General features: G+C 39.8%; 26 protein-coding genes. 9 read left to right on the forward strand and 17 right to left on the reverse strand.

The window, feature by feature from the left end:
- Nucleotides 1–27: 27 nt before the first annotated feature.
- From I6F45_RS15830 to I6F45_RS15845, 4 genes are all read right to left on the reverse strand, one after another.
- Nucleotides 28–1,515, reverse strand: coding sequence for a sensor histidine kinase (locus tag I6F45_RS15830; protein WP_007580487.1), 1,488 nt, complete (start codon nucleotides 1,513–1,515; stop codon nucleotides 28–30).
- A 10-nt stretch (nucleotides 1,516–1,525) separates the two neighbouring features.
- Entirely contained in the window at nucleotides 1,526–2,251 is a 726-nt protein-coding gene (locus I6F45_RS15835) for a response regulator transcription factor (protein WP_007580488.1), read from the reverse strand.
- 62 nt (nucleotides 2,252–2,313) lie between these two features.
- Nucleotides 2,314–3,048, reverse strand: a complete 735-nt coding sequence (locus I6F45_RS15840; protein WP_024607274.1) for a spondin domain-containing protein — start codon at nucleotides 3,046–3,048, stop codon at nucleotides 2,314–2,316.
- Nucleotides 3,049–3,058: 10 nt separating this feature from the next.
- Nucleotides 3,059–3,760 (reverse strand): spondin domain-containing protein, encoded by a 702-nt coding sequence (locus tag I6F45_RS15845; protein WP_165729342.1) that lies wholly within the window; start codon nucleotides 3,758–3,760, stop codon nucleotides 3,059–3,061.
- A gap of 184 nt (nucleotides 3,761–3,944) precedes the next feature.
- Between I6F45_RS15845 and I6F45_RS15850 the strand changes: the two genes are divergently transcribed.
- Nucleotides 3,945–4,310, forward strand: coding sequence for a DUF4870 domain-containing protein (locus tag I6F45_RS15850; protein ID WP_165729341.1), 366 nt, complete (start codon nucleotides 3,945–3,947; stop codon nucleotides 4,308–4,310).
- A gap of 66 nt (nucleotides 4,311–4,376) precedes the next feature.
- The gene (locus I6F45_RS15855) at nucleotides 4,377–4,811 is read left to right on the forward strand and encodes a YqaA family protein (protein WP_010554546.1); all 435 of its coding nucleotides are present in this window, start codon (nucleotides 4,377–4,379) and stop codon (nucleotides 4,809–4,811) included.
- Between the two features lie 17 nt (nucleotides 4,812–4,828).
- On the opposite strand, the gene folX is transcribed toward I6F45_RS15855, so the two are convergent.
- From folX to ycaO, 7 genes are all read right to left on the reverse strand, one after another.
- Nucleotides 4,829–5,185, reverse strand: coding sequence for a dihydroneopterin triphosphate 2'-epimerase (gene folX / locus I6F45_RS15860; protein ID WP_007377309.1), 357 nt, complete (start codon nucleotides 5,183–5,185; stop codon nucleotides 4,829–4,831).
- Nucleotides 5,186–5,189: 4 nt separating this feature from the next.
- On the reverse strand, nucleotides 5,190–5,744 hold the full coding sequence (folE, locus tag I6F45_RS15865) for a GTP cyclohydrolase I FolE (RefSeq protein WP_002962341.1): 555 nt from the start codon (nucleotides 5,742–5,744) through the stop codon (nucleotides 5,190–5,192).
- A gap of 22 nt (nucleotides 5,745–5,766) precedes the next feature.
- Complete coding sequence (folM, locus tag I6F45_RS15870; RefSeq protein WP_010554547.1) at nucleotides 5,767–6,486, reverse strand: dihydromonapterin reductase; 720 nt, start codon at nucleotides 6,484–6,486, stop codon at nucleotides 5,767–5,769.
- 220 nt (nucleotides 6,487–6,706) lie between these two features.
- Nucleotides 6,707–7,537 carry an ammonia-dependent NAD(+) synthetase gene (nadE, locus tag I6F45_RS15875; RefSeq protein WP_165729340.1) on the reverse strand — a complete coding sequence of 277 codons (831 nt, stop codon included), beginning with the start codon at nucleotides 7,535–7,537 and terminating at the stop codon, nucleotides 6,707–6,709.
- Nucleotides 7,538–7,605: 68 nt separating this feature from the next.
- Nucleotides 7,606–8,235, reverse strand: coding sequence for a YceH family protein (locus I6F45_RS15880; RefSeq protein WP_197119559.1), 630 nt, complete (start codon nucleotides 8,233–8,235; stop codon nucleotides 7,606–7,608).
- A gap of 43 nt (nucleotides 8,236–8,278) precedes the next feature.
- Nucleotides 8,279–11,641 (reverse strand): ATP-binding protein, encoded by a 3,363-nt coding sequence (locus tag I6F45_RS15885; protein ID WP_197119560.1) that lies wholly within the window; start codon nucleotides 11,639–11,641, stop codon nucleotides 8,279–8,281.
- Between the two features lie 115 nt (nucleotides 11,642–11,756).
- On the reverse strand, nucleotides 11,757–13,517 hold the full coding sequence (gene ycaO / locus I6F45_RS15890; protein ID WP_024589636.1) for a 30S ribosomal protein S12 methylthiotransferase accessory factor YcaO: 1,761 nt from the start codon (nucleotides 13,515–13,517) through the stop codon (nucleotides 11,757–11,759).
- Nucleotides 13,518–13,673: 156 nt separating this feature from the next.
- On the opposite strand from ycaO, the gene I6F45_RS15895 reads away from it, so the two are divergent.
- From I6F45_RS15895 to I6F45_RS15910, 4 genes are all read left to right on the forward strand, one after another.
- The gene (locus I6F45_RS15895; protein WP_197119561.1) at nucleotides 13,674–15,959 is read left to right on the forward strand and encodes a penicillin acylase family protein; all 2,286 of its coding nucleotides are present in this window, start codon (nucleotides 13,674–13,676) and stop codon (nucleotides 15,957–15,959) included.
- Between the two features lie 79 nt (nucleotides 15,960–16,038).
- Complete coding sequence (locus tag I6F45_RS15900; protein WP_197119562.1) at nucleotides 16,039–16,887, forward strand: MBL fold metallo-hydrolase; 849 nt, start codon at nucleotides 16,039–16,041, stop codon at nucleotides 16,885–16,887.
- Nucleotides 16,888–16,986: 99 nt separating this feature from the next.
- Complete coding sequence (locus I6F45_RS15905; RefSeq protein WP_010554553.1) at nucleotides 16,987–18,519, forward strand: bifunctional GNAT family N-acetyltransferase/carbon-nitrogen hydrolase family protein; 1,533 nt, start codon at nucleotides 16,987–16,989, stop codon at nucleotides 18,517–18,519.
- Complete coding sequence (locus I6F45_RS15910) at nucleotides 18,519–18,836, forward strand: DMT family transporter (protein ID WP_007580521.1); 318 nt, start codon at nucleotides 18,519–18,521, stop codon at nucleotides 18,834–18,836. The genes I6F45_RS15905 and I6F45_RS15910 overlap by 1 nt, the downstream gene beginning before the upstream one ends.
- 70 nt (nucleotides 18,837–18,906) lie before the next feature.
- On the opposite strand, the gene I6F45_RS15915 is transcribed toward I6F45_RS15910, so the two are convergent.
- On the reverse strand, nucleotides 18,907–19,785 hold the full coding sequence (locus tag I6F45_RS15915; RefSeq protein ID WP_197161097.1) for a DMT family transporter: 879 nt from the start codon (nucleotides 19,783–19,785) through the stop codon (nucleotides 18,907–18,909).
- A 239-nt stretch (nucleotides 19,786–20,024) separates the two neighbouring features.
- Here I6F45_RS15915 and I6F45_RS15920 point away from each other — a divergent pair, with 239 nt between their 5' ends.
- A complete protein-coding gene (locus I6F45_RS15920) occupies nucleotides 20,025–20,408 on the forward strand; it encodes an MAPEG family protein (RefSeq protein WP_010554555.1) in 384 nt (127 codons plus the stop codon).
- A 74-nt stretch (nucleotides 20,409–20,482) separates the two neighbouring features.
- Here I6F45_RS15920 and I6F45_RS15925 read toward each other — a convergent pair whose 3' ends face one another.
- The 3 genes from I6F45_RS15925 to I6F45_RS15935 form a co-directional block, all read right to left on the reverse strand.
- Entirely contained in the window at nucleotides 20,483–21,691 is a 1,209-nt protein-coding gene (locus I6F45_RS15925) for a M56 family metallopeptidase (RefSeq protein WP_165740961.1), read from the reverse strand.
- A 9-nt stretch (nucleotides 21,692–21,700) separates the two neighbouring features.
- Complete coding sequence (locus tag I6F45_RS15930; protein WP_007580531.1) at nucleotides 21,701–22,075, reverse strand: BlaI/MecI/CopY family transcriptional regulator; 375 nt, start codon at nucleotides 22,073–22,075, stop codon at nucleotides 21,701–21,703.
- Nucleotides 22,076–22,176: 101 nt separating this feature from the next.
- Entirely contained in the window at nucleotides 22,177–22,869 is a 693-nt protein-coding gene (locus I6F45_RS15935; protein ID WP_197161100.1) for a pseudouridine synthase, read from the reverse strand.
- Between the two features lie 109 nt (nucleotides 22,870–22,978).
- On the opposite strand from I6F45_RS15935, the gene I6F45_RS15940 reads away from it, so the two are divergent.
- Both I6F45_RS15940 and I6F45_RS15945 read left to right on the forward strand, forming a co-directional pair.
- Nucleotides 22,979–23,284 (forward strand): DUF6482 family protein, encoded by a 306-nt coding sequence (locus I6F45_RS15940; RefSeq protein WP_024589642.1) that lies wholly within the window; start codon nucleotides 22,979–22,981, stop codon nucleotides 23,282–23,284.
- Between the two features lie 40 nt (nucleotides 23,285–23,324).
- Nucleotides 23,325–23,732: a GNAT family N-acetyltransferase gene (locus I6F45_RS15945; RefSeq protein WP_197103195.1), complete on the forward strand. Its 408-nt coding sequence runs from the start codon at nucleotides 23,325–23,327 to the stop codon at nucleotides 23,730–23,732.
- 10 nt (nucleotides 23,733–23,742) lie between these two features.
- On the opposite strand, the gene I6F45_RS15950 is transcribed toward I6F45_RS15945, so the two are convergent.
- Together I6F45_RS15950 and I6F45_RS15955 are read right to left on the reverse strand one after the other, a co-directional pair.
- The gene (locus I6F45_RS15950; protein ID WP_197141719.1) at nucleotides 23,743–24,099 is read right to left on the reverse strand and encodes a HopJ type III effector protein; all 357 of its coding nucleotides are present in this window, start codon (nucleotides 24,097–24,099) and stop codon (nucleotides 23,743–23,745) included.
- Nucleotides 24,100–24,120: 21 nt separating this feature from the next.
- Complete coding sequence (locus tag I6F45_RS15955) at nucleotides 24,121–25,224, reverse strand: retroviral-like aspartic protease family protein (RefSeq protein ID WP_165729331.1); 1,104 nt, start codon at nucleotides 25,222–25,224, stop codon at nucleotides 24,121–24,123.
- Nucleotide 25,225: the final 1 nt, after the last annotated feature.

Below are 25,225 nucleotides of genomic sequence, written 5' to 3' on the forward strand. Positions count from 1 at the left end.
AAATAAACAAAAAATGTAAGGTGCTTTTTAAGAAAGCACCTTTTTTTGTGGCAAATTAAAGCTAAACATCGTGCCTTTACCAATTTCACTTTGTACGTAAATTTCACTATCCATCAGTTTTAATAATCCCCTACAAATAGCCAGTCCTAACCCACCTTGCTGACGACCTTCTTTATTGGAGTTACTTGCCTGATAATGTGGATCAAAAATAGCATTCAGCTCATCTTCTTTTATGCCTACGCCCGTGTCTGATACATGCACAAATAGTTGATTATCGTCACTGCGTTTTACATGTACTGCAATGCTGCCGCCGCGAGGGGTATGCCTAATTGCATTATCAATTAAGTTACTTAACACGCGCTCTAATTTAGCTATATCGGCAACCACAGGAAAATCACAAATCGCAGGTTCTACCGACAAACTAATGCCTTTTTTGTCAACGGCTAAACTAAATTTTGCCATGCAATCGTAAATGAGTTCACCTAAATTAAAGGTTTCTTTATTTATACTTATTTCGCCATTTTCTAAGTGAGCAAGCTCAAATATTTGCTCTATGAGTAGCTTTAATTGCCCGCAATTATTAAGCGATACCTGCAAGTATTCTTGCTGCTCTTTTTTACTTAGCTGCTCGCCTGACTGATTTAATACTTCTAAAAATCCCTGCAGTGAAGCAAGTGGTGTACGTAGGTCGTGCGATAAGTGAGTTAGTAACTCTTTGCGTTGTTTATCGCCTTGTTCAAGCGCTTTAAACTGCTCATTAATACGCGTTAACATGGCTTGAATACTTCGCCCTAAACTATGCACTTCGTTACTTTTTTGCGTTGAATAGTTACTTAGCTTGGTGTCGGTAAGGCTGTAGTTAGCGGCTTCAATATTACTAACATCGCGTGCTAAGCGCTGAATTGGGTTGGTAAAAAAACGTAGTAAAATTAGCATCGCAATAAATAAAAATGCGAGTGCAGAGCCAAGCCATAAAGCAGCTAGCCATAACTTATCATTATTTTTTACAGTGCTTAGTGAGGTATCGTAAGCCTCACCACCAATAATTACATATAAATAACCTTGTAGCTTATCTTGATTAAATACTGGCGCGGCTGAAAATATTTTTTGTTGCTCTTTATTACGAGGATTATCACCATAAATAGGTGCAGCGCTTGGGTCGTTAATCAGCCTTTTTAAAGGCGTTAAACTAATATGCGTGCGTTTAACTTTACCCGGCTTTGCTGAGTAAGTAAGAATTTTTCCGGTTTCGTCTACAAAATAAAATTCAAACGCAGGGCCTAATAACATTAAGGTATGGAAGAGGTTTTCAAGCGCTTTATAGTCGTAAACCCCTTCTTTTATTAATGGGTTATCTTGTACTAAATGTTCCGCTAACGCTAAGTGCAGATTTTGTTCGGCGTGGTGTTTTGAAGTCAGTTCTAATTGCTTGCTCCAGCCGTAAACTAGGGCGCAAATAAAACAAAAAATCACGACTAGCGATATAGCTAATTTTTGATACAAAGATAATTTCATAATAGGTGTCTTAATTGAGTTGGCTAGGGTTTAGTTTGTAACCAACACCCCAAACTGTTTCGATGATAGGCGCTTGTTGGTGTTCTTCTAGCTTGGCACGTAAGCGGTTTATATGTGAATTAACCGTGTGCTCGTAACCACTGTGTTGGTAACCCCATACTTTATCGAGTAACTGCTGGCGGCTAAAAACATGATTAGGATGGCGTGCAAAGTAAACGAGTAAATCAAATTCGGTGGCGGTAAGGTTAAGGGCTTGCTTGCCTAAATACACTTGGTGCGAACTAAATTCTATATTGAGTGAGCCTACATTTAGTGTTTGTTCGCTATCAACGGGGGAGTTGTCGTTATTTTGGCTAGCGAGTAGTTGTGCTCTGTGGCGTAATTGGGTTTTTACTCTGGCTTGTAATTCGCGTGCAAAAAAGGGTTTACAAATATAATCATCGGCGCCCATTTCAAGGCCAATAACTCTGTCCATATCGCTACTAAGCGCGGTGAGTAAAATTACGGAGGTAGTTGGGTAATGCTCTTTTATTTTTCGGCATAAGCTTAAACCATCCATTTGGGGTAAGTTTATATCGAGTAAAATAAGTCCGTAGGGATGCTTAGCTATTTTTTTTAAGGCAAGTTCTGCGCTCACAACATGATCAACATGTAAGTTAAGCGACGTTAGCTGCGTGGTAATTAACTTACCTATTTCTCTGTCATCTTCTACTACTAATATTTTTTCGTGACGCATGTATTACCTCGTAAAAAGGGGGGCATCCGTGCTCCCTTACTTCCCCATTACAAGCTGGAACGTTACTGCGTGCGCGTAATTACTATTTTCGATACTGGGTTATCAAACTTATGTTCAACACCAAGTGCTGATGTAGATAATCCATCTTGATTTGAAACAATGCCTGGATGCATCGTTATTATATCGGCTGTATCGTCACGTATTTCGTTAAACCCTTCACCGCTAGCGGCAGGACCTGGCACAGTTTCAGCTGTTTCTGTATTTGCTTCCGTACCCGCATCATAAGCTGTCGTAGTGCGTGATAACGAGCCGCCAACTTCTAATGTTGATACATCTAAAGAACTAAGACCGGTAAAAGCATCATTTGTATTCCCAAGCATGGCAGCAAATGACAAATTAAGCGTTTCTTGCTCTTCAACAGTAATGATTACTGTGGTGGTTTCACCAGGGCCAATAGCGCCTTCAGCTGAAACTGCAGCAAGTGCACTTTCGTAGCTGAGGTATTCTTCATTTGCACCGCTTTCTGCAAGCATTTCTAAACCAACAGAAGCTGTTGTACCGAATGTCCAAGGTGCTTCATCTTCAAAAGCAATGACAGAGAGTGGTGACAAAGGCTGTCCTGCAGTTAAGTTACTAAAAGTAATAGTAAACTCACTGATCACAGGTTCTACAACAATTGGCTCAACAACGACCGGCTCTTCAACAACTGGGTCGTTATCATTATCGCTACACGCTGCAAGTGTGGTTGCAAGTGCAAGCACTAGTAGACTTTTTTTAAGGTTGTTAGCAGATGACATAATCATGCTCCTACTTAACTGTAACGGTTAATTGCGCTACTGGGTTTAACCATCTGTGTACTGTATTACTTAAATCGCTATTACCCGCTTCTAAATCGTCATCGCCTAAGCTACCTGGGTGAATATGGATGCTTGTATTTGTATCACCACTTAATATACCTGTACCGCCAGTGCCAGCGTCGCCACCTGGAGCCGCAGGAATCCCCGGAGTACCTGGAGCGCCAGAGCCTTCAACTACAAGCTCATTGTTTTGTTCTGTGCCTGCATCGTAAGCATTTAAATTAATTGTGTAAGTACCCGCTTCTGTTGGGATTTTCCAGCTGTTTAAGCCTACAAAGCCATCATTAGTTGGTAGCATCATTGCAGTTAAAGATAGGTACTCGTTACCGTCAGTAGTTGTTAGTGTTGCCGTTGTAGATGCGGCTGGTGCAAGTAAACCTTCAGCTGGATTTGCAGCCATATCACTGCCCGCTGCAGTTGCTTGTGCAACTAGCTCTGCAATATTGCCGCCTTCAGCCATTGTTTGTAATGCTGTAGATGCCTCTGTTGCTACTTCAAATAGTGTGTCTTCGCTGTTGTGTGCTGTAATTAACAGTGGAGTGAAGTGAATACCCTTGGTTAGGTTAGTAACTTTTAGGTCTAATTCTGCGGCCATAGTCGATTGGCTAGCTGCCGCTAAAAGAATTGCAATTGTTAATGTAGAAGTTTTCATTATTATTCCTGTAAGTGATGATTCGAGTTAAGTATTGAATAATCGTCTCCAGAAACTCTCACAAACTTATCACTTTTTTATCACAAGATTTCACGCTGTGATTTTTAAATACAAATACGTTGGTTGATTTGTAGACATTTGTTTAGTTAAGAGGCAACATACATAAAACAAAAAGGAGAGTGTTATGGAAGAAAATCAACAGGTTGAACCAGTTAACAAAGATGACCGTATGTGGGCTATGTTATGCCATTTGAGTGCGCTTGCCGGATTTATTGTGCCGTTTGGCTCAATAATTGGGCCATTAATTGTGTGGTTAATTAAAAAAGATGAGATGCCAGTTGTTGACGTGCACGGTAAAAAGGCGCTTAACTTTCAAATAACGATGGCAATTGCATATGTAGTTTGTTTTTTACTGATGTTTGTAGCAGTAGGCTTAATATTACTACCTATAGTGGCAATTTTTGGGTTTGTAATGGTTGTAATGGCGAGTATTAAAGCTAACGAAGGTAAAGAGTTTAATTACCCGTTTAGTTTAAATTTGATAAAATAAAACCTCAGTCATTATATTGTAAACCCAGCTATAGGCTGGGTTTTTACGTTTAGCCATAAGGGCATTATGCTTTATCTCACGTTATTTATTAGCGCATTTATATCTGCCACATTACTGCCTAGCTCTTCTGAGGTGATAATGGTGGGGATGATTGCCCAAGGTAAAGTTAATTTATGGCTTATGTGGTGCGTAGCAACACTTGGAAATGTATTGGGAAGCTGCGTTAATTACTGGTTAGGCACGCAGGTACTGCGTTTTAAAGATAAAAAATGGTTTCCTGTATCGCAAAAAGGGCTTGATAGCGCACAAAAGCAATTTAATAAATACGGTGTGTATAGTTTGTTGTTTGCTTGGCTGCCAGTAGTAGGCGATCCGCTAACTGTAATTGGGGGGATATTTAAAGTACGCTTTAGTATGTTTTTATTACTAGTAACACTAGGCAAAGGCGCGCGCTATTTAGCGGTTATCGCCCTTGCCGTAGGATTCGAAAAGCTTTTTTAAATAAATTTTTTAAGGCCTTATTTAGCCCAATCAAGCGTTAACGACACCGAGTCGGCAAAACGCAGTGCATGCGGTTTATCAACACGTGCTTTAGCGTAATGAACACTTGGGTGTGAGTGACAAACCGCAAGAATTTCAGCCACTAATTTTTCGAGCAGTAAAAAGTGGCCTTGCTCTACTAAGCTAATTACTTCTTTGGTGATCACTTTATAATTAAGTGCTTGGTCAACTTCATCCGTTTTACACGCGTCATCAGCAGGGTAGTGAATCTCTAGGTTGATCACTACATCTTGCTTTTTTTCACGCTCATCGGGGTTAAAGCCAATAAACGTACGCAGGCGCAAATTAGTAACGTTAATAATTGCATTAGCCATAGGGTTAACCTTTTATAAGCTGCAAAAATTCGTTGCGTGTTTTAGGGTCGCTTCTAAAGTTACCTAACATTACTGATGTACGCATGCTTGAATTTTGCTTTTCTACACCACGCATCATCATACACATGTGTTTTGCTTCAACAATAACGCCCACACCTTTAGCGCCAGTAACTTCTTCAACTGCTTTAGCGATTTGATGCGTTAGCTGTTCTTGAATTTGAAAGCGGCGTGAAAACATATCAACAATACGTGCAAATTTAGACAAGCCCAATACTTTACCGTTTGGAATATAAGCAATATGGCAACGGCCAATAAAAGGTAGTAAATGATGCTCACACATAGAGTAAAGCTCTATGTCTTGCACTAACACCATGTCGTCAGCGTCAGATGTAAATACCGCTTTATTAGTTATTTCATCAAGCGTTTGACGATACCCTTGCGTTAAATATTCCATTGCTTTTGCAGCACGTTTTGGCGTATCAAGTAAGCCTTCGCGGTTAGCATCTTCGCCTACTGCGGTGATGATTTTTTCGTAACTTTCTTTTAATTCATTGTGCATAAATATCTCAGTTTATTTATATTTACTTTAAATGACGGCCGCCATCAACAGGCAAAGAGCGCCCTGTGATGTAGTGGCTTTGTAATAGTAAATCAATGCTATTGATAATTTCTTGGCATCCGGGTTCAATGCCCATTAATGATTTTTTAAGGGTTTTAGCTCGATATTGCTCATCGTCATGTTCATTAAAAATAATGAGTGATGGAGCAACCGAGTTCACTTTTATGTTTGGCGCATATTTAGCGCTAAACGATTTAGTTAAGTTATCGAGAGCTGCTTTACTTGCTGCATAAGCTAAGTGTTTAGGGCTGCCTGTTTCAACTACATAATCAGTAAGGTGAATTATATCAGCAGGTACTTTTTCACTTTGCTGATAGTTTATAAGCAGCTCAGCGCACATTAAATTAATTAAATACGGTGTTTTGGCGTGTATACGCATCATATTATCGAACAGTACTGCAAAGTCAGGATTGTTAGCTTCGCAGTCCCAGCTTGATGCATTGTGAACAACAGCGCGCAGCGATGTTGTATGCTCTTTAAGCGTATTTATAAATGCACTTATACCGTCATCGGTACTAAAATCGGCATAAATACATACAGCGCCTAGTTGCTCTAATTTATCAACAGCGTTGTGGCGAGTACGATACGTAATAATAACAGCCTGCCCTTGGGCTATATAATGCTGAGCGAGCGCTAAACCAATACGTTGGCCTGCGCCGGTAATTAAGATGGGCGATGTCATATAAGGCAGTGTTCTCTTTGGCGGGTAACTTATACCAATATTGTTAAAACATGATCGATCTATCGCTATTTTCTTAGGGCTATAATAGATCACTAATTTAACGCAATTGGTTTATAAAATTTAAAGCGTTAATTTACTAAAATATACGCAGTTTCTTAATTTGTCGATCAAAAAAGCAATTAATCCTCAAAGGCGTTAATTGCTTTATTTTACTAAAACATTAATCGTAAATTGTCGGAATTGGTTGGCGCTTATGTTGTGTACGCATGTAAATACTTACAAGCTTTTGTTCAACGTCTTTAGAAACAGATTTACCTTCTAAAAAGTCATCAATTTGCTCATAGCTCAAACCAAGTGCTTCTTCATCGGTTAAGCCTGGGCGATCGCTTTCTAAATCAGCTGTAGGTGCTTTTTCTACTAATAAAGCTGGGGCACCGAGCGCAGTAGCAAGTGCACGCACTTGGCGTTTTGATAAACCAAATAGCGGAGCTAAATCGCACGCGCCGTCACCAAATTTAGTATAAAAACCAGTAATATTTTCAGCACTATGGTCGGTACCCACTACTAAGCCTTGGCAAAAGCCTGCAATTTCGTACTGAGCAACCATACGTTGGCGTGCTTTAACATTACCTTTAACAAAATCTATCTGAGCTTGCTCAGGCAGTGCTTCACCACAGCCAACTACAGCAGCTATCGCTTGCTCATGCAATGCATCAGCCGCAGGTTGTACGTTTACGGTCATACGTTTACTTGGCTGGATAAAATCAACCGCCATTTGCGCTTCGTCTTCATCGGCTTGTACGCCATAAGGTAAGCGCACAGCAATAAATTGGTATTTGTCAGTATCGTGTTCTTTATTTAGCTCGTTTACGGCAAGTTGACATAAGCGGCCGCAAGTTGATGAGTCAACACCACCACTAATACCCAATATTAGTGATCGTGAGTGAGCTGCTACTAAACGTGCTTTAATAAAAGCAACCCGGCGAGTTATCTCAGCATTTACATCAATAGTTGGCTTAACCTTCATTTCAGCCATAATTTCGGCGCGCATTGCCAGCTCCTTATAAAATTTAATATGTGATACGCAATAAACTTATTATGTGATTTAGTCTTAATTAATTAAAGTTTTAAATGAGCTTTTATTTTGCGAAGCTCTACTTTTAATTCTTCCACTTCTGCCAGTAAATCACTTAATTCTTTATCTTTAATTACTTCGCTTGGTAGAGCAACAAAGGCATCGGCGGGATTATTTTGTTGTTCGCCAAATAAATGAATGTATCGGCTGTCGCGTTTACCTGCTTCTCGTTCTAATTTACGGGCGTAATCGCTTTCAATCAGTTTATTGAGCGCTGTTTCTACTTCATTTACGTTATTAAAATCAGCAAGCCTAGCACTGCGAGTTCTTAATTCACCTGGAGTTTGGGCACCACGTAAAAGTAATAAACAAACAATGGCACGTTGCTGAGCAGAAAATTGCAGATTACTAAACTCAGTGTTGCAAAAGCGGTGGTCGTATTTATTTACGCGACCAGTAAGCCCTTCATCTATAGTTACCAAACGCATGTCTATTAGTTCATCAAGTGCGTTTTGCACGTCACTATCTGTAAGATTTAACACAGGATCGCGATTAGACTTTTGATTACATGCGTTCACTAGAGCGTTTAACGATAGCGGATAATGTTCTGGCGTTGTGCTTTGTTTTTCTAGTAAGCAACCAAGAATACGTTGTTGATTTGCTGATAACTGCATAAATAATCTCAAATTAGTAAGCGTATTTTATTAGCTTACACCTTTATTGGATACCAAGCCATTGCTGGAGTTTAGGTTTTAGGGCGGCTAAATCGAGCGGCTTACTTAAATAATCGTTCATGCCTGCTGCTAGGCATTTTTCTTTATCGCCCTGCATGGCATTGGCTGTAAGTGCAATAATAGTAATATTTTCATTACCCTTACCTGCATCGCCTTCTCTAATGGCTTTAGTAGCTTGGTAGCCATCCATTTCAGGCATTTGGCAATCCATTAAAACTAGCTTATATGGCTTACCTTGTTTTGCATTGAGTTTTACAATTGCCTCAAGCCCATTTTCAGCAATATCAAAAGTCACACCTGCTTGCTTTAATAGCGCCGAGGCAACTACTTGGTTTATTTTATTGTCTTCAACGAGCAGTAGTTGTGGTTCTGATGAATCGAGTACTGGTGCTTTAGTTAGTTTATTTTGTAGTTGTGCTTGTTGCTGCTGTTGTTCAATGTATTTATCGTTAGTGAGTGAGTCAAACAAATCAGAAGGTGTGAGTGGTTTGAAAATCATACAGTCGACTTCCATACCTACTTTAGACTCCTCAGGTGAATAACTCATTGGCGCCATAAGAACTAACTTGCAACTATGCATATTTATAAAGTTTTTAAGCCCAGTTATATGCGTTTGCGGCGCTTTTTCAAAAAAGTAGTAATCAACTAAAATAGCTTCAGGGTGGGTGGTTACATTATTTAAATAATCATCAACCTCAAGATAGTCATGTATGCAATTAACCTTTGCACCCCATACCGTGAGTTGTTTGCTGGCTGTATTTGCATTTAACGAGCACTCATCAATAATTAAAATATGTTTGTTTTTAATTAAATGACTCGGTAAATCTTGTTCTTTACTTAAGCGAGGCTGTATTTGTATTGTGAAAGAAAATGTACTTCCTTCACCTTGCATGCTGTTTACACTTACTTCACCGTTCATCAGCTCACACAGTTGTTTTACTATGGCAAGGCCAAGCCCTGTGCCCCCAAACTGGCGTGTAGTTGAGGTATCTGCTTGTGTAAACGAATCAAATAACGACGCTTGTTTTTTAGGGTCAATACCAATGCCAGTATCAATAATCGAACATTGTAGGAACGAGCCATCCGTTGTTTCATCCACTTTGGCGGTAATAACTACTTCACCATCAATAGTAAATTTAACGGCGTTGCCAATTAAGTTATTCAAAATTTGGCGTAAGCGGTTCGGATCACTAATTATTTCGCTAACTGTAATTTGAGTGGCATCTAAAATAAGTTTTGTATTGTTTTGCTCTACTTTTAAAGCAAACGATTCAACCACTTCTCCTAATAACCGAGGTAGGTTAAATTGCACGTTTTCAATATCGAGCTTACCTGCTTCAATTTTAGAAAAGTCTAATATGTCGTTAATTATATTAAGTAAAGATTGAGCTGATGACTGAGCAAGTTCGATATGATGCTTTTGCTGCAGGTCTAGTTGCGTTTGCTTAATTATATTAAGCATGCCTAAAACACCATTCATTGGGGTGCGAATTTCGTGGCTCATACTCGCTAAAAATTCACTTTTAGCTTCAACAGCTTGTTCTGCAGTTTCTTTGGCGGCAACCAGCTTTTGTTCAGTTTCAATACGTTTTTGGCTTGAGTACAAACTGCCAATAAGTGCTGCGACGGCAATTAAAAAGCTCTCTTCGTTACGAGACCAATTTCTAGGTGACTGACATTGCTCTGCGCATACAACACCCAAAGCTCCACTACCGGCTGGGATAACCACGCATAACATGGCTTGAATTTCTAAAGGGTTTAAATAGTGTGCTTTTAGAGGCGTTAAAACCGGGTGATTTAGTGCATCTGGAGCATTAAATACAGCTTGATGATCAATGGTATTAAAAAAGTCTTTAGCATTTCTTCTTAGCCAAATAGGGTCTACGGTGTCGCTTGATAATTGATTGCTGTGAACTGCAAACGGATTTAGTTGACTCTTATCTTCATTAAAAAACCAAATGCTGGCACGTTTAACGTCAAATGCTTGGCAAATCGATTGTGTGATTACGTCTTTAGATTGGCTTAGTTGTCCGTTTAATATGAGTTTATTAACGGTTAGCGATGCGAGTATTTCATTGTGCAGTGCAACTTTATTGCTTTCTAATTCAATTTTTTTACGGGTATCAATATTCTGTAGTGAGCCAAAAATGCGTGTGCATCGTCCATTCTTTCGTTCTGCTTCACCATGTACGAGTACCCAAACAGATTCACCTTCTGCATCCATTACTTCTAATTCAACTTCGTAGCTTTCACCATATTTTATGGCTCGTTCAATTAAAGGTTTAATTGTTTCTCGGCTAGTGCCTTTTTTAAAGTAGTTTAAATCTTTAGGCCATTCTGGTTGGTTATTTAATGGGTATTTAAATAGTTTTTTGGTCATGTCAGACCAATACACTTGTTTAGTTTCTAAGTTAAATGACCATGCGCCTATTTGAGCTAGATCACTCATTGCTTCAAGCATTTTTTCGTTTTGTTGCTGACGATTAAGCATTTTCAAAAAGAATAAAAAGGCCCAAATTAATAATCCGCAAATAATAATAATCGATAACCGAAGTGGCCATATTGATGAAATAGGAGGGCTCCAACCGATTTTTGGCGCTACATATAACTGCCAGCTGCCGCCTTGAAAATTTAGAGTGAACTCAAGAGGATCTTGCTGAATAATATTTTGATTGCCGAAAAAAAACTCGCCTTTTTTACCTAAGCCATTACGCCCTTGAATGGCAACGTTGTACTGTTTTTCTAATTCATAAACGCCAGAATTGATATAAACTTTGTCAATATCGAGTACAACCGACAACAACCCCCAAAACTCATTATTAGGAGGGGTATACACCGGAACCCTGGCGATTAATGCTTCCCCCCCCTGAACTAATGTTAGCGGTCCTGCCATAATAATTGTGTTGGTATCGCGGGCTCTAAGTGCATCAGTACGCTGATTTTTATTATCTAAAAAATTAAGGCCAATTGCTTTTTCGTTCCCTTTTAAAGGATAGGTCATTTGAATGACCATATTGGGAGCGCCACCAATATTACGAAGTTCATTTGATGTATCAAAAAGAGGGGCTGCGATTTGTTCAAAGCGTTCTTGTTCTAAACCCGGTTCTGCGGCAACGGCAACACCTAAACCCCGTACTAGTTGAATATTAGAAACTAAGGTTGATTCGAGTTGAGCTCTATAAGTACTTACTTCTGAAAGAATTTGTAGGCGGTGAGCATCTTTTACACGATTATAGTTAATACGATCAAGAACAACACCAACTAGTACAGTTAGCGTAAGCGATAACCAAAAGGTCAGCTTAAAGTTATGAACATTCGTTTTTTTGTTATTACTAGACGGTGGCATTAGCTACATCGTGGCGTTAATTTAGGCAAATTAACTATAGCTAATTTATGACATAAATGAAAACGGCGCATTAACAAATGCGCCGTTTATTTTTTATAATTAGTAGTTTAGCGAGTTACGAATCGCTAACTTCACGTGCCCAATGATTTTGCTTTGCTACGTGTAGCTTGCGGTAACCATCAAGTAATGCTGCATGCTTTTTAAAGCCTTCAAGCGATAAACCTGGAAAAGTTAAACCGTTAAACTGCTTTTTACCTTCGGCAATTTCAATAGCCAGCGCTACATTATTAGCACCAAACATTAAGCCTAATGCATCTTGGTAATCAGCGTATTCGCGCTCGTCATCGTATTTAATTTCAAGAATCGCTTTTAAACAGCGGAAGTGGCGCATTGCATCTTCGTTTACTTGGCCTGTATGAAGTATCCAGTCAACCCAATCAATGGCTTCTTCGCTGCCTGCGGCTAAACATAGGTGCGCTTTAAGTTCACCTATACGCAGTGTGTGCCATGGTGTGTCGGCATCGGTTGCTAAACCAATAAATTCTGCGGCGCGGATAATATCGCTATGACCTGCTTCTTCTAGGCTGTCGTAAATTTCCATCCATTGCTCTGCATCGTACTGATCAAGCGATAGGAATGCTTCGCGAAATTTTGCGCCTTCGTTGTTGTTGCGCCAAATAAGCTCATCAACTGGATAAATATCTGACATGCCCGGTACTAAAATACGACATGCGTATACGTTTAGGTGCGTATAATCCATGATGTATATATCGTGATCCATGCTGTGAATCAGGTCAGTACAGAAGTTATATTCTTGCTCTGTTGTGCCGCTAAAGTCCCAGTGTACAAATTCAAAGTCAGGTTTTGCACGGAAGAAATCATGCGAAATCAAACCGCTTGAATCAATAAAGTGCAGTTCAATGTTCTCTGGTGTTGCTACTTCATCGTTATCAAATGTTGCAGGTTGGAATACATCTAGTTGATCTAAACGACGACCTTGTAGTAACTCTGTAACTGTACGCTCAAGTGCAACTTCAAATGATGGGTGAGCACCAAAAGAAGCAAATACAGAGCCATCAGTTGGGTTAATAAGCGTTACGCTCATTACTGGGTAAATTCCCCCAAGTGATGCATCGGCAATACGTAAATGAAAGCCATGGCTGCGAAGCTCTTCACACGCTTCGTGAATTTTAGGATATTGCTTAACAACGTCTTCAGGCACGATTGGTAAACAAATGCCTTCGGCGATGATGCGGTTTTTAATCGCGCGCTCAAATACTTCTGATAAACCTTGTACGCGCGCTTCAAACTTCGTGTTACCTGCGCTCATACCGTTAGATACAAAAATATTACCGATAACGTTTACCGGAATGTATACGTCTTGGTTATCGCGTTGGCGAGTGTAGGGCAGGGTACAAATGCCACGATCAATATTGCCTGAGTTAAAATCAAAGAGATGTGATGCGTTAAGTTCGCGCTCTGGGTCAAAGTAATCCCATAAGCTTTCATCCATAATACCTTGTGGTACTTCGTCGCCTTCAACTTTAAACCATTTTTCGGTTGGGTAATGAGTAAACTCGCCATTGGCAAATTCTTCACCTAGATAAAAGTCTGCAAAAAAGTAGTTACAGCTTAAACGCTCAAAGTATTCACCGAGTGCTGAGGCAATAGATGCTTTGTCGGTTGCGCCTTTACCATTGGTAAACATAACACCGCAGTCACTGTCTTTTATATGAACCGAATAACAGTTAGCTACAGGGTTAAGCCAAAGCGCTTCTTCAACATTAATGTGTAGGGCTTCAAGCTTGTTTTGCATGGTAGAGATTGACGATTCTAGGTCGCGGTCTTTACCTTTGATAAATGTTTTTTCAGTCATATTGATCTCAACTAGTTCTGCACGATGTGTGGAGCTGACATTATCGTGGATTTTGATGTTTATTTCACCCTTTGCGAGCAAGAACATTATTATTTAATAAAACTGTGGTTATTATATGTCCTTAACGCTTGGTCAAAACGTGCAAAGGAAAGGTTGATGTTTAAAGTAATCAAACGCTTGTTATTATTAATTGTGATTTTAGGGCTGGCAAGTACCGCCGTTGTTTATGGTGTACTTAGTTTAAGTTTACCTGCCCTTGATGGAAACGGACGTAGTAACGCGGTAGTAGAGCCCGTAAAAATTTCGCGCGATGCACTAGGGCAAGCAGTGATAAATGCAAATAGCCGAAACGACGTTGCCTATGGTTTAGGTTATGCGCATGGGCAAGACCGATTTTTTCAAATGGATTTACTAAGACGTAATGCCGCAGGCGAGCTAAGTGAGTTATTTGGCGAAGCCGCGTTGGGGCTCGATAAAAAGATGCGTTTTCATCAATTGCGCAAACGCAGCCAAATTATTTTACAAACGCTGCCTGAGACCGATAAGCAATTACTTAAAAGTTACGCTCAAGGTGTAAATGAAGGTTTAGCGCAAGTAGGGTATTCAAGCTTTGAATACTTACTAACAGGCGCAGCACAAAAGCCATGGCAAAGTGAAGACAGCTTACTTGTGATATTTAGCATGTACCTTGATTTACAAAGCGCGACATTTGAACGTGACCAAGCACTCATTCAAATTGAGCAAGCGTACACAAAGCAAATGGTTGATTTTTTAACGCAACCAAGTAAGTACCAAGCCGCGCTTGATGGCAGCAAATTAGCGCCTTATAGCGGCGGCATACCTACTTTTCCCACTCAAACAGAGCATACAGTTAAAAGTATTGAAGCCAACCAAGAGCGCGGCAGTAATAACTGGGCAGTTACAGGAACGTTGACTAAAACAGGCGCTGGAATGGTGTCTGATGATATGCATTTATCGATGGCAGTGCCTGTAATTTGGTACAGGGCTCAGCTAAATTATATACAAAATGGAAAACCCGCTCAGGTAACCGGTGTATCGCTGCCCGGAGCGCCGGCAATTGTTGTTGGCACTAACAACAATGTTGCATGGGGATTTACTAATGGTTATTTAGATACAGCCGATTGGATTGCATTAAACGATGATAGTAAAACATGGCAAGTAGATGAACCTATTGTATTACCCGATGGGGAGGTTGAAAACTATTCATTAATACTTAGCGAATATGGCCCTGTAAAATATATTAACGAAAAACCTTATGCATTGAGCTGGGCTGCACATCAGCCTTACGCCGTTAATATGCAACTATTAAAGTTAGAACAAGCCAAAACAGTAGATGATGCACTTGCTGTCGCAAGCGATGTAGGAATACCTGTGCAAAACCTAATGGTGGTAGATAGCCAAGGTAACGCAGCGTGGAAAAATATGGGCGGTATACCGGCTCGTAAAACGCCAAGTGAGCTCGGTGTAAATGCCGGTGACTACTCAGCGCTTTGGCAGCAAACCGAATTAGAACGCCCCTTTATTAAAAACCCACAAAACGGTCGATTATGGACTGGTAATTCTCGCGTGGTATCGGCTGAAGATAACGCCCGCTTTGGCAATGGTGGCTATGCACTCGGTGCACGTTCGAGCCAAATCCGCGATAGATTATTTGAAAAACAAACATTTGCAGAGAGCGACTTTTACGCACTACAGCTCGATAACCAAGCTCGCTTTTTAATGCCTTGGCATGCTTTGCTATTAAAGCAATTAAAAACAGATCAAACCAAAAATCAGCAATATATAACAGCGCTCGAAAATTGGCAGCAATGTGCGTGTTCAACCTCCATAGGGTATACCTTAGTTAAGCGCTACCGCGATGAAGTGATTAATATTCTATTTAGTAGTATTGAAGACGAATTAAATAAACAGCAAGGCACACTTAAATACGTAAAACGAGATTTAGAGCCCGCAGTTTGGCAGCTTATTAATAACAAACCCGATACGTGGATAAACCCGCAATTTAAAAGCTGGGATGCACAATTACACGGTGCATTTAACCAAACTATCACTAAGCTTAATGAGCAATTTGGTAATAATGTACAAAGCTGGCAGTGGGGCAAGGTCAATGAGTTAGTGATAGAGCATCCGTTTGCAAAGCAAATGCCGTTACTTGCTAAGTTATTAAATATGCCTACAGCAGCGGGTTTTGGTGGTAGCTACATGCCCGCCGTACAAGGGCGTAGTTTTGGCGCATCGCAGCGCTTTATTGCTCAACCTGGGCATTTAGAACATGCAATTTTAGCTATTCCCGGTGGGCAATCGGGGCATCCTCTTTCTGAATTTTATAGAGCGGGGTTTAGTGATTACGTAGAGGGTAAACATACACCTTTATTGCCGCAAACACTTATGCATCAAATAGTCATAAGTCCTATTAAATAACGTTTAAGTGATAAGTGAGTGAGCTTAAATAGTGATAAAAACGTTCTATATTAATTACTTCATACAACAGAGAACTAAAATGAAAAAAATACTACCCGCATTAATAACAGGTTTATTACTAAGTACAGCAGCGCAAGCAGATGAAGGTCCAGTAACAGCACAAAAGCTAAGTGAGCATATATACGTACTATTTGGGCAAGGCGGTAATATTGCAGCAAGTGTAGGCGATGATGGCATTTATATTATTGATGATCAGTTTGCCAAACTCTCAGACGATATTAAAAAAACGATTAGCGATCTAAAACCAGGCAGTGCAGAGTTTGTTATTAATACGCATCATCATGGCGATCATACCGGTGGCAACGAGAACTTTGCTAAAGCGGGTGCGCACGTTATAGCACACGACAATGTACACAAACGTTTAGAAGAGCAGCATGGAGAAGGGTCAGACTTTTTACCGCGCATTAGTTTTGGTCACGATTTAAAACTGCATTTTAATAATGAACACGCCCATGTAGTGCATTACGAACATGCACATACCGATGGTGACTCGGTTGTTTTTTTTAGTAACGACAACATAGTGCACATGGGCGATATTTACTTTAATTTTGGCAGCTTACCGTTTGTTGATGTAGATAGCGGCGGCAGCGTTGATGGTATTTTAGCGGCAGTAGACGATGTAGTTAAACAAATTGACGACAACACTAAAGTAATACCAGGACACGGTAAGGTAAGTGACCGTTCAGGACTGATAGCGTATGGTAAGCTAGTTCAAAACGCGAAAGACGTAATGCTAAAAGCAATGCAAAATAATGCAAGCTTAGAGCAAGTACTTAAAGCCGATCCATTGGCAGGACTTGGTCTTGAATACGCAGGCTGGTTACCAAAAGAGAAAGTAACCACACTCTTTTATCGCAGTTTAAAGTAGTACATCTAAAGTAAAAAACATGATACAAAGCTGAGTGTATTCTTGATTTAATCGAGCGTACATTCGGCTTTTATTTTCTTATGCCTAAAGGAGTTGTGTATGTCGGCAGAAAAAACCCATCTTGAAATTTGTAACTTAACCAGAGAGCAATATCCGCAAATTAAAACCTTGATGGATCAAGCGTATCCCGACTTAGGTGGTGCGTGGCCAAGTCATACCATTTTTAGATTAATAGACCAATTTCCTGAAGGGCAAATCGGTATTGTAGATGACGGCGTGCTGGTGGGCTTAGCGCTGAGCGTACAAGTTGATTACACACGTTTTTCAAACCCGCATACCTACGAAGACATTGCAGATGGTCATGACCGTGTATTTAGCGATACCGACGGCGATGCGCTATACGGCTTAGATGTAGCAATAAGCGAAACTCACAGAGGCATGCGTTTAGGTCGTCGCCTTTATGATGCCCGTAAAGAACTGTGCCGCCAATATAACCTACGTGCTATTTTAGCGGGTGGGCGTATTCCGCGTTATTACAATCACAGCAGTGAAATGACGCCAATGGAATACATTGCAAAAGTAGATCAGAGGGAGCTGTACGATCCGATTTTGAGCTTTCAGCTATCTAACGATTTTCAGGTAAAGCGTTTACTTAAAAAGTATTTACCAGAGGATCAAGAGTCAGTTGGTTACGCCACTTTACTTGAGTGGAATAACATCATGTACGAGCCAACCGACACGGTACTCGAGTCAACTAAATCAATCGTGCGCGTGGGTGCTGTGCAATGGCAAATGCGTTGTGTTGAATCGGTTGAAGAAATGCTAAAGCAGGTTGAATACTTTGTAGATACCGTATCTGACTACAAAAGTGACTTTATACTATTCCCTGAGTTTTTTAACGCGCCATTAATGGGTTTAGGAAATCAAAGCAACCAAACGGAAGCGATTCGTTATTTAGCCGAATATACCGAAACGTTTAAAAACGCGATGTCGCGTATGGCAATAGAATACAACGCCAATATTATTACCGGCTCTATGCCGCTTGCCGAAGATGATAAAATTTATAACGTGAGTTATTTATGTCACCGCAGCGGTAAAATAGATGAGCAGCGTAAAATACACATTACCCCGCATGAGCAAAACGATTGGGTTATTCAAGGCGGCGACAAAATTGCTGTATTTGAAACCGATGCCGGGCGTGTAGGTATTCAAATTTGTTACGACGTAGAGTTTCCTGAGCTTTCACGCATATTAGCTAAGCAAGGGTTAGATATTTTGTTTGTCCCATTTTGGACCGACACTAAAAACAGCTACTTACGTGTGCGCCATTGTGCACAAGCGCGTGCAATAGAAAACGAATGTTATGTGGTTATTGCAGGCTCGGTAGGTAACTTACCACAAGTAGAAAGCCTTGATGTGCAGTACTCACAATCGGCTGTGTTAACGCCATCGGACTTTTCGTTCCCGCACGATGCAACACTTAACGAAGCCACACCTAATACAGAAATGCTGTTATTTAGTGACCTTGATATGGATAAGTTAAAAATTCTTCACAGCGAAGGCACAGTGCGTAACTTAAAAGATCGCCGCGAAGATTTATATGAAGTTATATTGAAAAAGAGAGATGTTTAATGGCGTGGATTTATTTGGTTATTGCCGGTTTACTTGAAATTGGCTGGCCGATAGGTTTAAAAATTTCGCAAAACTCAGATACTCGCTGGCAGGGCATCGCAATAGCGGTGGCATTTTTAGTCGCTAGTGGTTTTATGTTGTGGCTTGCTCAAAGGCAAATATCAATGGGCACCTCATACGCGGTGTGGACAGGTATTGGCGCTGCGGGTACGTTTTTAGTAGGTATATTGTTTTATAACGATGCAGCTACATTTGGTCGTATTGCGGGAGTATTAATGATTATTAGCGGTGTGATAACACTTAAAATAAGCTCTTAATTGGTAATTTGAATAAACGCTTAATTATGAATAGCGCAGGTATAAAAGCCTGCGCTTTTTTATGTTGCCATTAATTCGGCAACATAACCAAAACAGCGGCAATGGCTATGAGTATTAAGCCTGCAGTATCTTGTTTTTTAAGTGGCTGTTTTAACCAAAGTACAGCAATTAGCATGGTAAAAAATACTTCAACCTGTCCAAGTGTTTTAACGTAAGCAACATGTTGTAAGCTCATTGCACTAAACCAGCCAATAGAGCCGATACAACTAAAAACACTAATTGCGGCTGTAGTGCCTTTGTATTGCCACAGTTTACTGAGTGTTTGCGGCTCTTTTAATAATAAATAGCTCAGTAGTATTAGTGTTTGTAAGCTAATTACAAACAGCAAAACCCAAGCGGCTGAGTGTGGAAATAATAATCCTGAGTTTAAGCTCGCTTCACGTACCCACAGTGATGTAAGTGCAAAGCAAGTACCACAAGAAAGTCCTAGTAATGCCGTTTTAGCATTAAAGTGTTTAACGCTTGTTATGCCGCTGAGTAGCAATACGGCAATAGCGCCAAAAAACACACCAAGCCAACCGAGTAAAGAAAGTGCCGAGCCAAAAAATAATACACCTAAAATAGCAGCCACTAACGCCTCACTTTTGGCAAGCCCAGCACCTACGGCGTAATTATTCATTTTAAATAACTTAACCATTAAACCAGTGGCAAGTATTTGCATCACACTTGCGCCTATAATAAATCCCCAAAAGGCATTATTAAACGTAGGCATGGCGGTATCTTGGTATTGATACAAACCATATAAATACACGGCAGCAATAGGGCCTGCAATAATAAAGCGGGAGAGAGTTACGCCAGCAACACTCACATCGTTACTTAATTTACTTTGCAGGGCATTACGCCATGCTTGCATGAAGGCGGCTAAAAAAGTGAAAAAGATCCAGGTCATGGTCGTCATCGTTAAAATGTAAGGCAGTAAAGTTAACAAGCTTTGTGAAGTAAAGCGATGCATTAACTATGATGTTGAATATTCATCATCTGCGACATTATGTCGCATGGGTTTGAGGATATATTTAGCTATAGTAAGCCTGATGTTATTGTTAGCCGCCAGCGTTTGTCATAAAACGTATCTGGCGGCTTTTTTATTGCGCTTATGCTAAATTATCCGAAACATCAAAAGGATAAATTATGACAACATTAGTTGTATGTGCATTACTTGCGGTATTAATGCCTTACTTTGCAAAAGTGCCGGTTGCTATAGCAATGGCAAAATTAGGTCGATACGACAATAAACATCCAAGGGCGCAACAAAAAAAATTAACCGGCTTTGGTGCACGGGCGCTCGCTGCTCATCAAAACTGTTTTGAATCGCTTGCTGTTTTTGCTGTCGCTATTGCAGTTGTACTGGGCACTAACTCTGTAGGTGCAGTGACCGAAATGTTAGCGGTTACGCATATTGTGTCGCGTATTTTGTATTGCGTTTTTTACTATATGAACCTAGATATAATTCGCTCATTAGTGTGGTTTATTGGCTTGGGTACAGCCATTGCCATGATTGTGGTGAGTTTGTAGGTTTATACTTTAAAACCACAAAGCAAGCAGCCTAAAAGGGCGCTTGCTTTGTAGTCTTGAAAAATCTAATAAAGTTAGTGCGATACTTTAATTCGCTCTATTAAATCGGTATTAGCAACTTCATTGTTTATTGCAAAATCGAGCTGTACAAGTACGTTTTGATAACCCATTGATGAGGGTTTGTATTGCCACTGTCTTAGCGCCTTTTTAGCTTCACGGTCAAATATGGCTTCAGGCTTTGCACTAACAACAGAAACATTAGCGGTTTCACCATTGGGAGTTATATCGTACTTTAATACCACTGAGCCGCTGATGCCTTGTTGAGCTGCTTGTATTGGATAAAGGGGTTCAATACGCATTGTCGGTGAAATGTGATCCTCTTTAGTCATTGCCTCTGGTTGCTTTGCAATCGCTAATCCACTTAGCATACTTGCGGCTACAAGTAATAAGCCACCTTTAGCAAGCTTTGAACGCTCCCCACTGTGTTTTATATTAGTTAGTCGTTGTAACATGGTTTTTTTATCTCCGTAGTGTGAATAAGCCATAAGTCCTGTGGGCGCATTTGCCGCGCAGTTTATTAAGGCTTTGCTATATAAAATATGTTGTTGTGTGGTTTTATTGCTAAGTACCCGTTCATCACAAGTCAGCTCTTGTAGTCGGCGCATGCTTGCGTAACAAAACCAAGCTAGTGGGTTAAACCAAAGTAAAATAGTAGGTAGTAACATAAGTGCGTTTGTTAGGTTGTCTTTGCGTTTTATGTGTACGTTTTCGTGCTCTAAAATAAGCGCTAATGTGGCTTTATCAAACTGGGTATTGTAGTTACTCGGTAACACCAGCTTGCTGTTTAAAATACCGACCACCATTGGCGTGGCTACATGTTGGCTGGTATAAGTTTTAACATCAGCGGTAAGAGTGCCTTCAAATTGTGTTAACTCAGTTAACTGCAGGCTTTTAACAAAACGGGTATGTGTAATAAAACTAGCTATTAATAACCCTGCGGTAATAAGTACATACATGAGCGCCCAGCTAATACCCATTTCATGTGTAAAAGGCTGGTTAGGGGTGATTAAGTAATGGCTAATATTGCTATTTTGCAGTGGTTTAATCGCATTTGGTAAATTAGCAATCACCAATGCCGCAGGTAATAGCCATGCTAATTTATATACAAACCGCGAGCCAAGGGCTTTTAAACCAAATCGCTCGAGTAAAATAAATCCACAAAACAAAATGCTTAATAGTAATTGCTGCTCAATCAACCAATTAAAACCAGTTTGAATAACCATGTTAATCCCTTACTTTTGGTTTTTTTCCCAGTCATCTATAACTTTTTTAAGCTCGTTTATATCTTGCTGAGAAAGCTGCTCCGATTTAGCAAAACCGCTTACAAGTGGCGCAATACGTCCACTAAAAAAGCGCTCAATAAAGTTTTGGCTTTCTTTTAAGGTGTAGTCGGCGCGCTCCATACACGGCATATAAATATACTGACGACCTTCTTTTTCAAATGTAAGTGCGCCTTTTTTTACTAGTCGACCTAGTAGGGTTTTAATGGTTTTTTCGTGCCATTGCTTATCGTCGCTTAAGCGCTCAATTATTTGGCTCGCGGTGGCGGGGTAGTTAATCCAAAGTGCATCGAGCACGTCAAACTCTGCTTTTGATAACTCAATCATGCTATTGCCTACAAATGTAATCTTTAATTAAAGACTACACCTGTAATCTGTAATTGCAAGTTTATTTTTAACTTTTTGAGATGTAATTAAGTGACTTGGTATTAGATTTTTGAAATATCGTTTTTATTAATTTGTATATATTGGTTTTCAGGTAGGTTTAGTTTTGAAAGGGTGAGGTCACTAAATTGCACTCTAAATAAATCAATTACTTTATATCCGCAATAATGCGCCATTTTACGTATTTGTCTGTTTAGCCCTTGTTTTAAAACAATACTAAACTGATTGCTGGCTATTTTATTTACTTCACAAGGCAGGGTTATGTGTTTATCAACGGGTACGCCTGCTGCCATTTTTTTACAAAAAGCATCGTCTAAAGGCTTATTTACGGTGACTAAATAATGTTTAGACTGGTGGAAGTCAGGATGTATTAGTTGATTACAAAAATCCCCATCGTTGGTCAAAATAAGCAAACCGCGAGAGTCTTTATCTAATCGACCAATAGGGTAAACGCGGGTGAGTGTGGGCAAATGGTGAATAAGGCTGGCAGGGTCATCAATATTTAATTTGCAGTCAATACCTACTGGTTTGTGGTACGCAAAATAAACTAAATCGGCAGCATCTTTAATTTCTTTTTCGTTCACTATTACAATGTCTTGCTCATCAACGTGATCTATATGATTCGCTGGGCGATTATTTACAGTCACAACACCTTCATCAATTAAACGCGATGCCTGTTTACGAGAACAAATACCTGCATGGGCAATATATTTAGCGAGTCGGATTTTTGTGCTCATAACGTGTGACGCCAGCGGCTAATAAAAATTTGATCGTGATTATAGCAAAGCTGCGTATCGATAATGTTAAATAACCAGAACTCAGGTTAAATATAAAAAGGTAGCCAAGATGGGTATTAAATTTTCACAGTTAAAAAAGCACGAGCCGCTACAAAAAGTCATTGTTCACTCGTTAGATATGGCGCTTTATCAAGTATCAGTAATGATTAATAACGTTGAATACTATGTAACAGAAGACAGCGGTGAGTTTTTAAGAGCGCTAAGCCCACTGCATGTTCAAAAGCGTTTTGACAAAATAGCGTATGCCGAAATGGTACTGCGCCAAACAAGCGCTTACGACGAAATGTGCGGTCAGCCAGAAAAAACCGGCAGCAATATGCTTGAAGTACCTTACGGTAAAAATAATCTTTATTGATTGAGCTAATTTGCTAGTATCTGCTTTTTAAGGGCGATAAATGTATCAATTAAAAGTAGATAATACCGATGCGTTAAACTCAGCGCTTCGCGCACAAATGGTTGAATTTAACGCCCAGCATTTTGATGCGCAAAGAGTGCCATTAGGTTATAAATTTACTGATGAGCAGGGCGAGCTTGTTGCCGGTATTAGTGGGTGTGTGTTTGGAAATTGGCTGATGATTAGTTGGCTTTGGTGTAGCGATAGTGCACGAGGTAAAGGGCTTGCAGATAAACTGCTAACGGAACTTGAACAAGCTGCTGTTGAGCTAGGAGCAACAACTGCTCAGCTTGATACACTTGATTTTCAAGCAAAACCTTTTTACGAAAAGCGCGGTTATAGTGTTAAGTATCAACTTAATAATTACCCACGCTCAGGTACGCGTTACTTTATGGAAAAGCCACTTTAATTTTTGCTGGCTATTTTTCTTTTAGTGGCTCGCCTTCAAAGGTAATACCTAAAAAAGGTGTTGCCTCTGGTGCTAACATAAAAGTGCGAATATTTAGGTGATCATTGCCTTTTGGGTTTTGCAGCACGTCTTCTCGGTAAAACTTACCAAAACAATCCAACGTATTTTGTTTACTTAAATCGTTTAATTTAGCAAACGCAAAAATTTTACATGAGCCGTTGTTCTCACTCGCAGCGCTAAGTAATCCATGGTTATTAAAGCCACATGCAGTAAAGTCGTAATTTGCTTCAATCACCGCCATTGTATCGGTAAATTGAATGCTTTTTGGATTTTCAGCAAGTGCTTTTAAATAGTTATTTAGTGTCATGTGTTACCTTTGGATTTTTAATTATTTAGCGCTTAACTCTAGCTCATCTGTTTGCTGATTTATATTGAATTTAAATCGCGATAAAAAGTTCATCCCTAGCAAACCTTGTCCGCGTGTGTTTTCAATGCTCAACACTTCAAAACCATAAATAATTTGCGAGCCCACTTTAAACGATTCAATTTGATAACGCTTTACAACAATTTGACCATTCGCTGTATTTACCGTTACATCGCCTAAATACAAAGGCTGTGGCGAAATTTGCTCAATTATACTTGTAGGTAGTGAGGTTACGCTTGCGCCTGTATCAATCATTAATTCGGTCGATAGATTGTTATTTATTTCGGTGTTTATTAAGTAATGCGCGCCGTAAGGCGTTAAAGCAACAAAGTCGTCTTGCGATTGTGCTTTATTGATCATAGCTTGCAGTGTTTGCACTTGGCTTTTTAGATTGTGCTGGTTTGGCATTCGATCAAGGGTTGCTTGTGCACTAATTAAATCGCCTTGCTGAAAGTAGGCGTACGCAAGCGGATATAAAAACTGCGCGTTATCGCTTTTATAATCAAGCCAAATTTGTGTTTGCTCAATAATAGCTTGCCAATTTTGTTGCTCAGTTAATGTGTGTAATTCGTTTTGAGTGAGCGTATTTAAACGTGTATTTTCGTTACTTTGCTGATCAGCAGGTTGTAATGAATTAAGCTCAAATAAAGCAATAATGGCGTTTTGTGTTTGCTCGCTATTTATTAAATACTCAACCTGTAAGTTAAGTAATTCTACGTTATAAGGGCTGTTATTTAATAGCGCATTGAGAAATGACTCGCTGAGTAATAAATTGCTATTTAGCCATGTTTTAAGCTGTATCAGCCACGATGAATAAAGTTTTTTTGCACTTTCTGGGTAGCTATTTTTGAGTTGTTGATAGCTACTAAGTGCGGCTTCAAATTGGTGTTGTTTAAATTGCTGCTTTGCCGTATTTAGTAACGTATTTTGTTGTTTAGGCGATATGCTTTGCTGGGCACTTTGCGTTTTTTGTGGTGTAGTTAACGCAGGCTGCGGCCATAATAAATAAGCGTTAAGGCTAAGCGAGCCAATTAATAGCAAGGTGATTAGCTTGGTATAGTGGCTCATT

Source organism: Pseudoalteromonas sp. SWYJZ19, assembly GCF_015864375.1.
Lineage (GTDB): Bacteria > Pseudomonadota > Gammaproteobacteria > Enterobacterales > Alteromonadaceae > Pseudoalteromonas > Pseudoalteromonas arctica.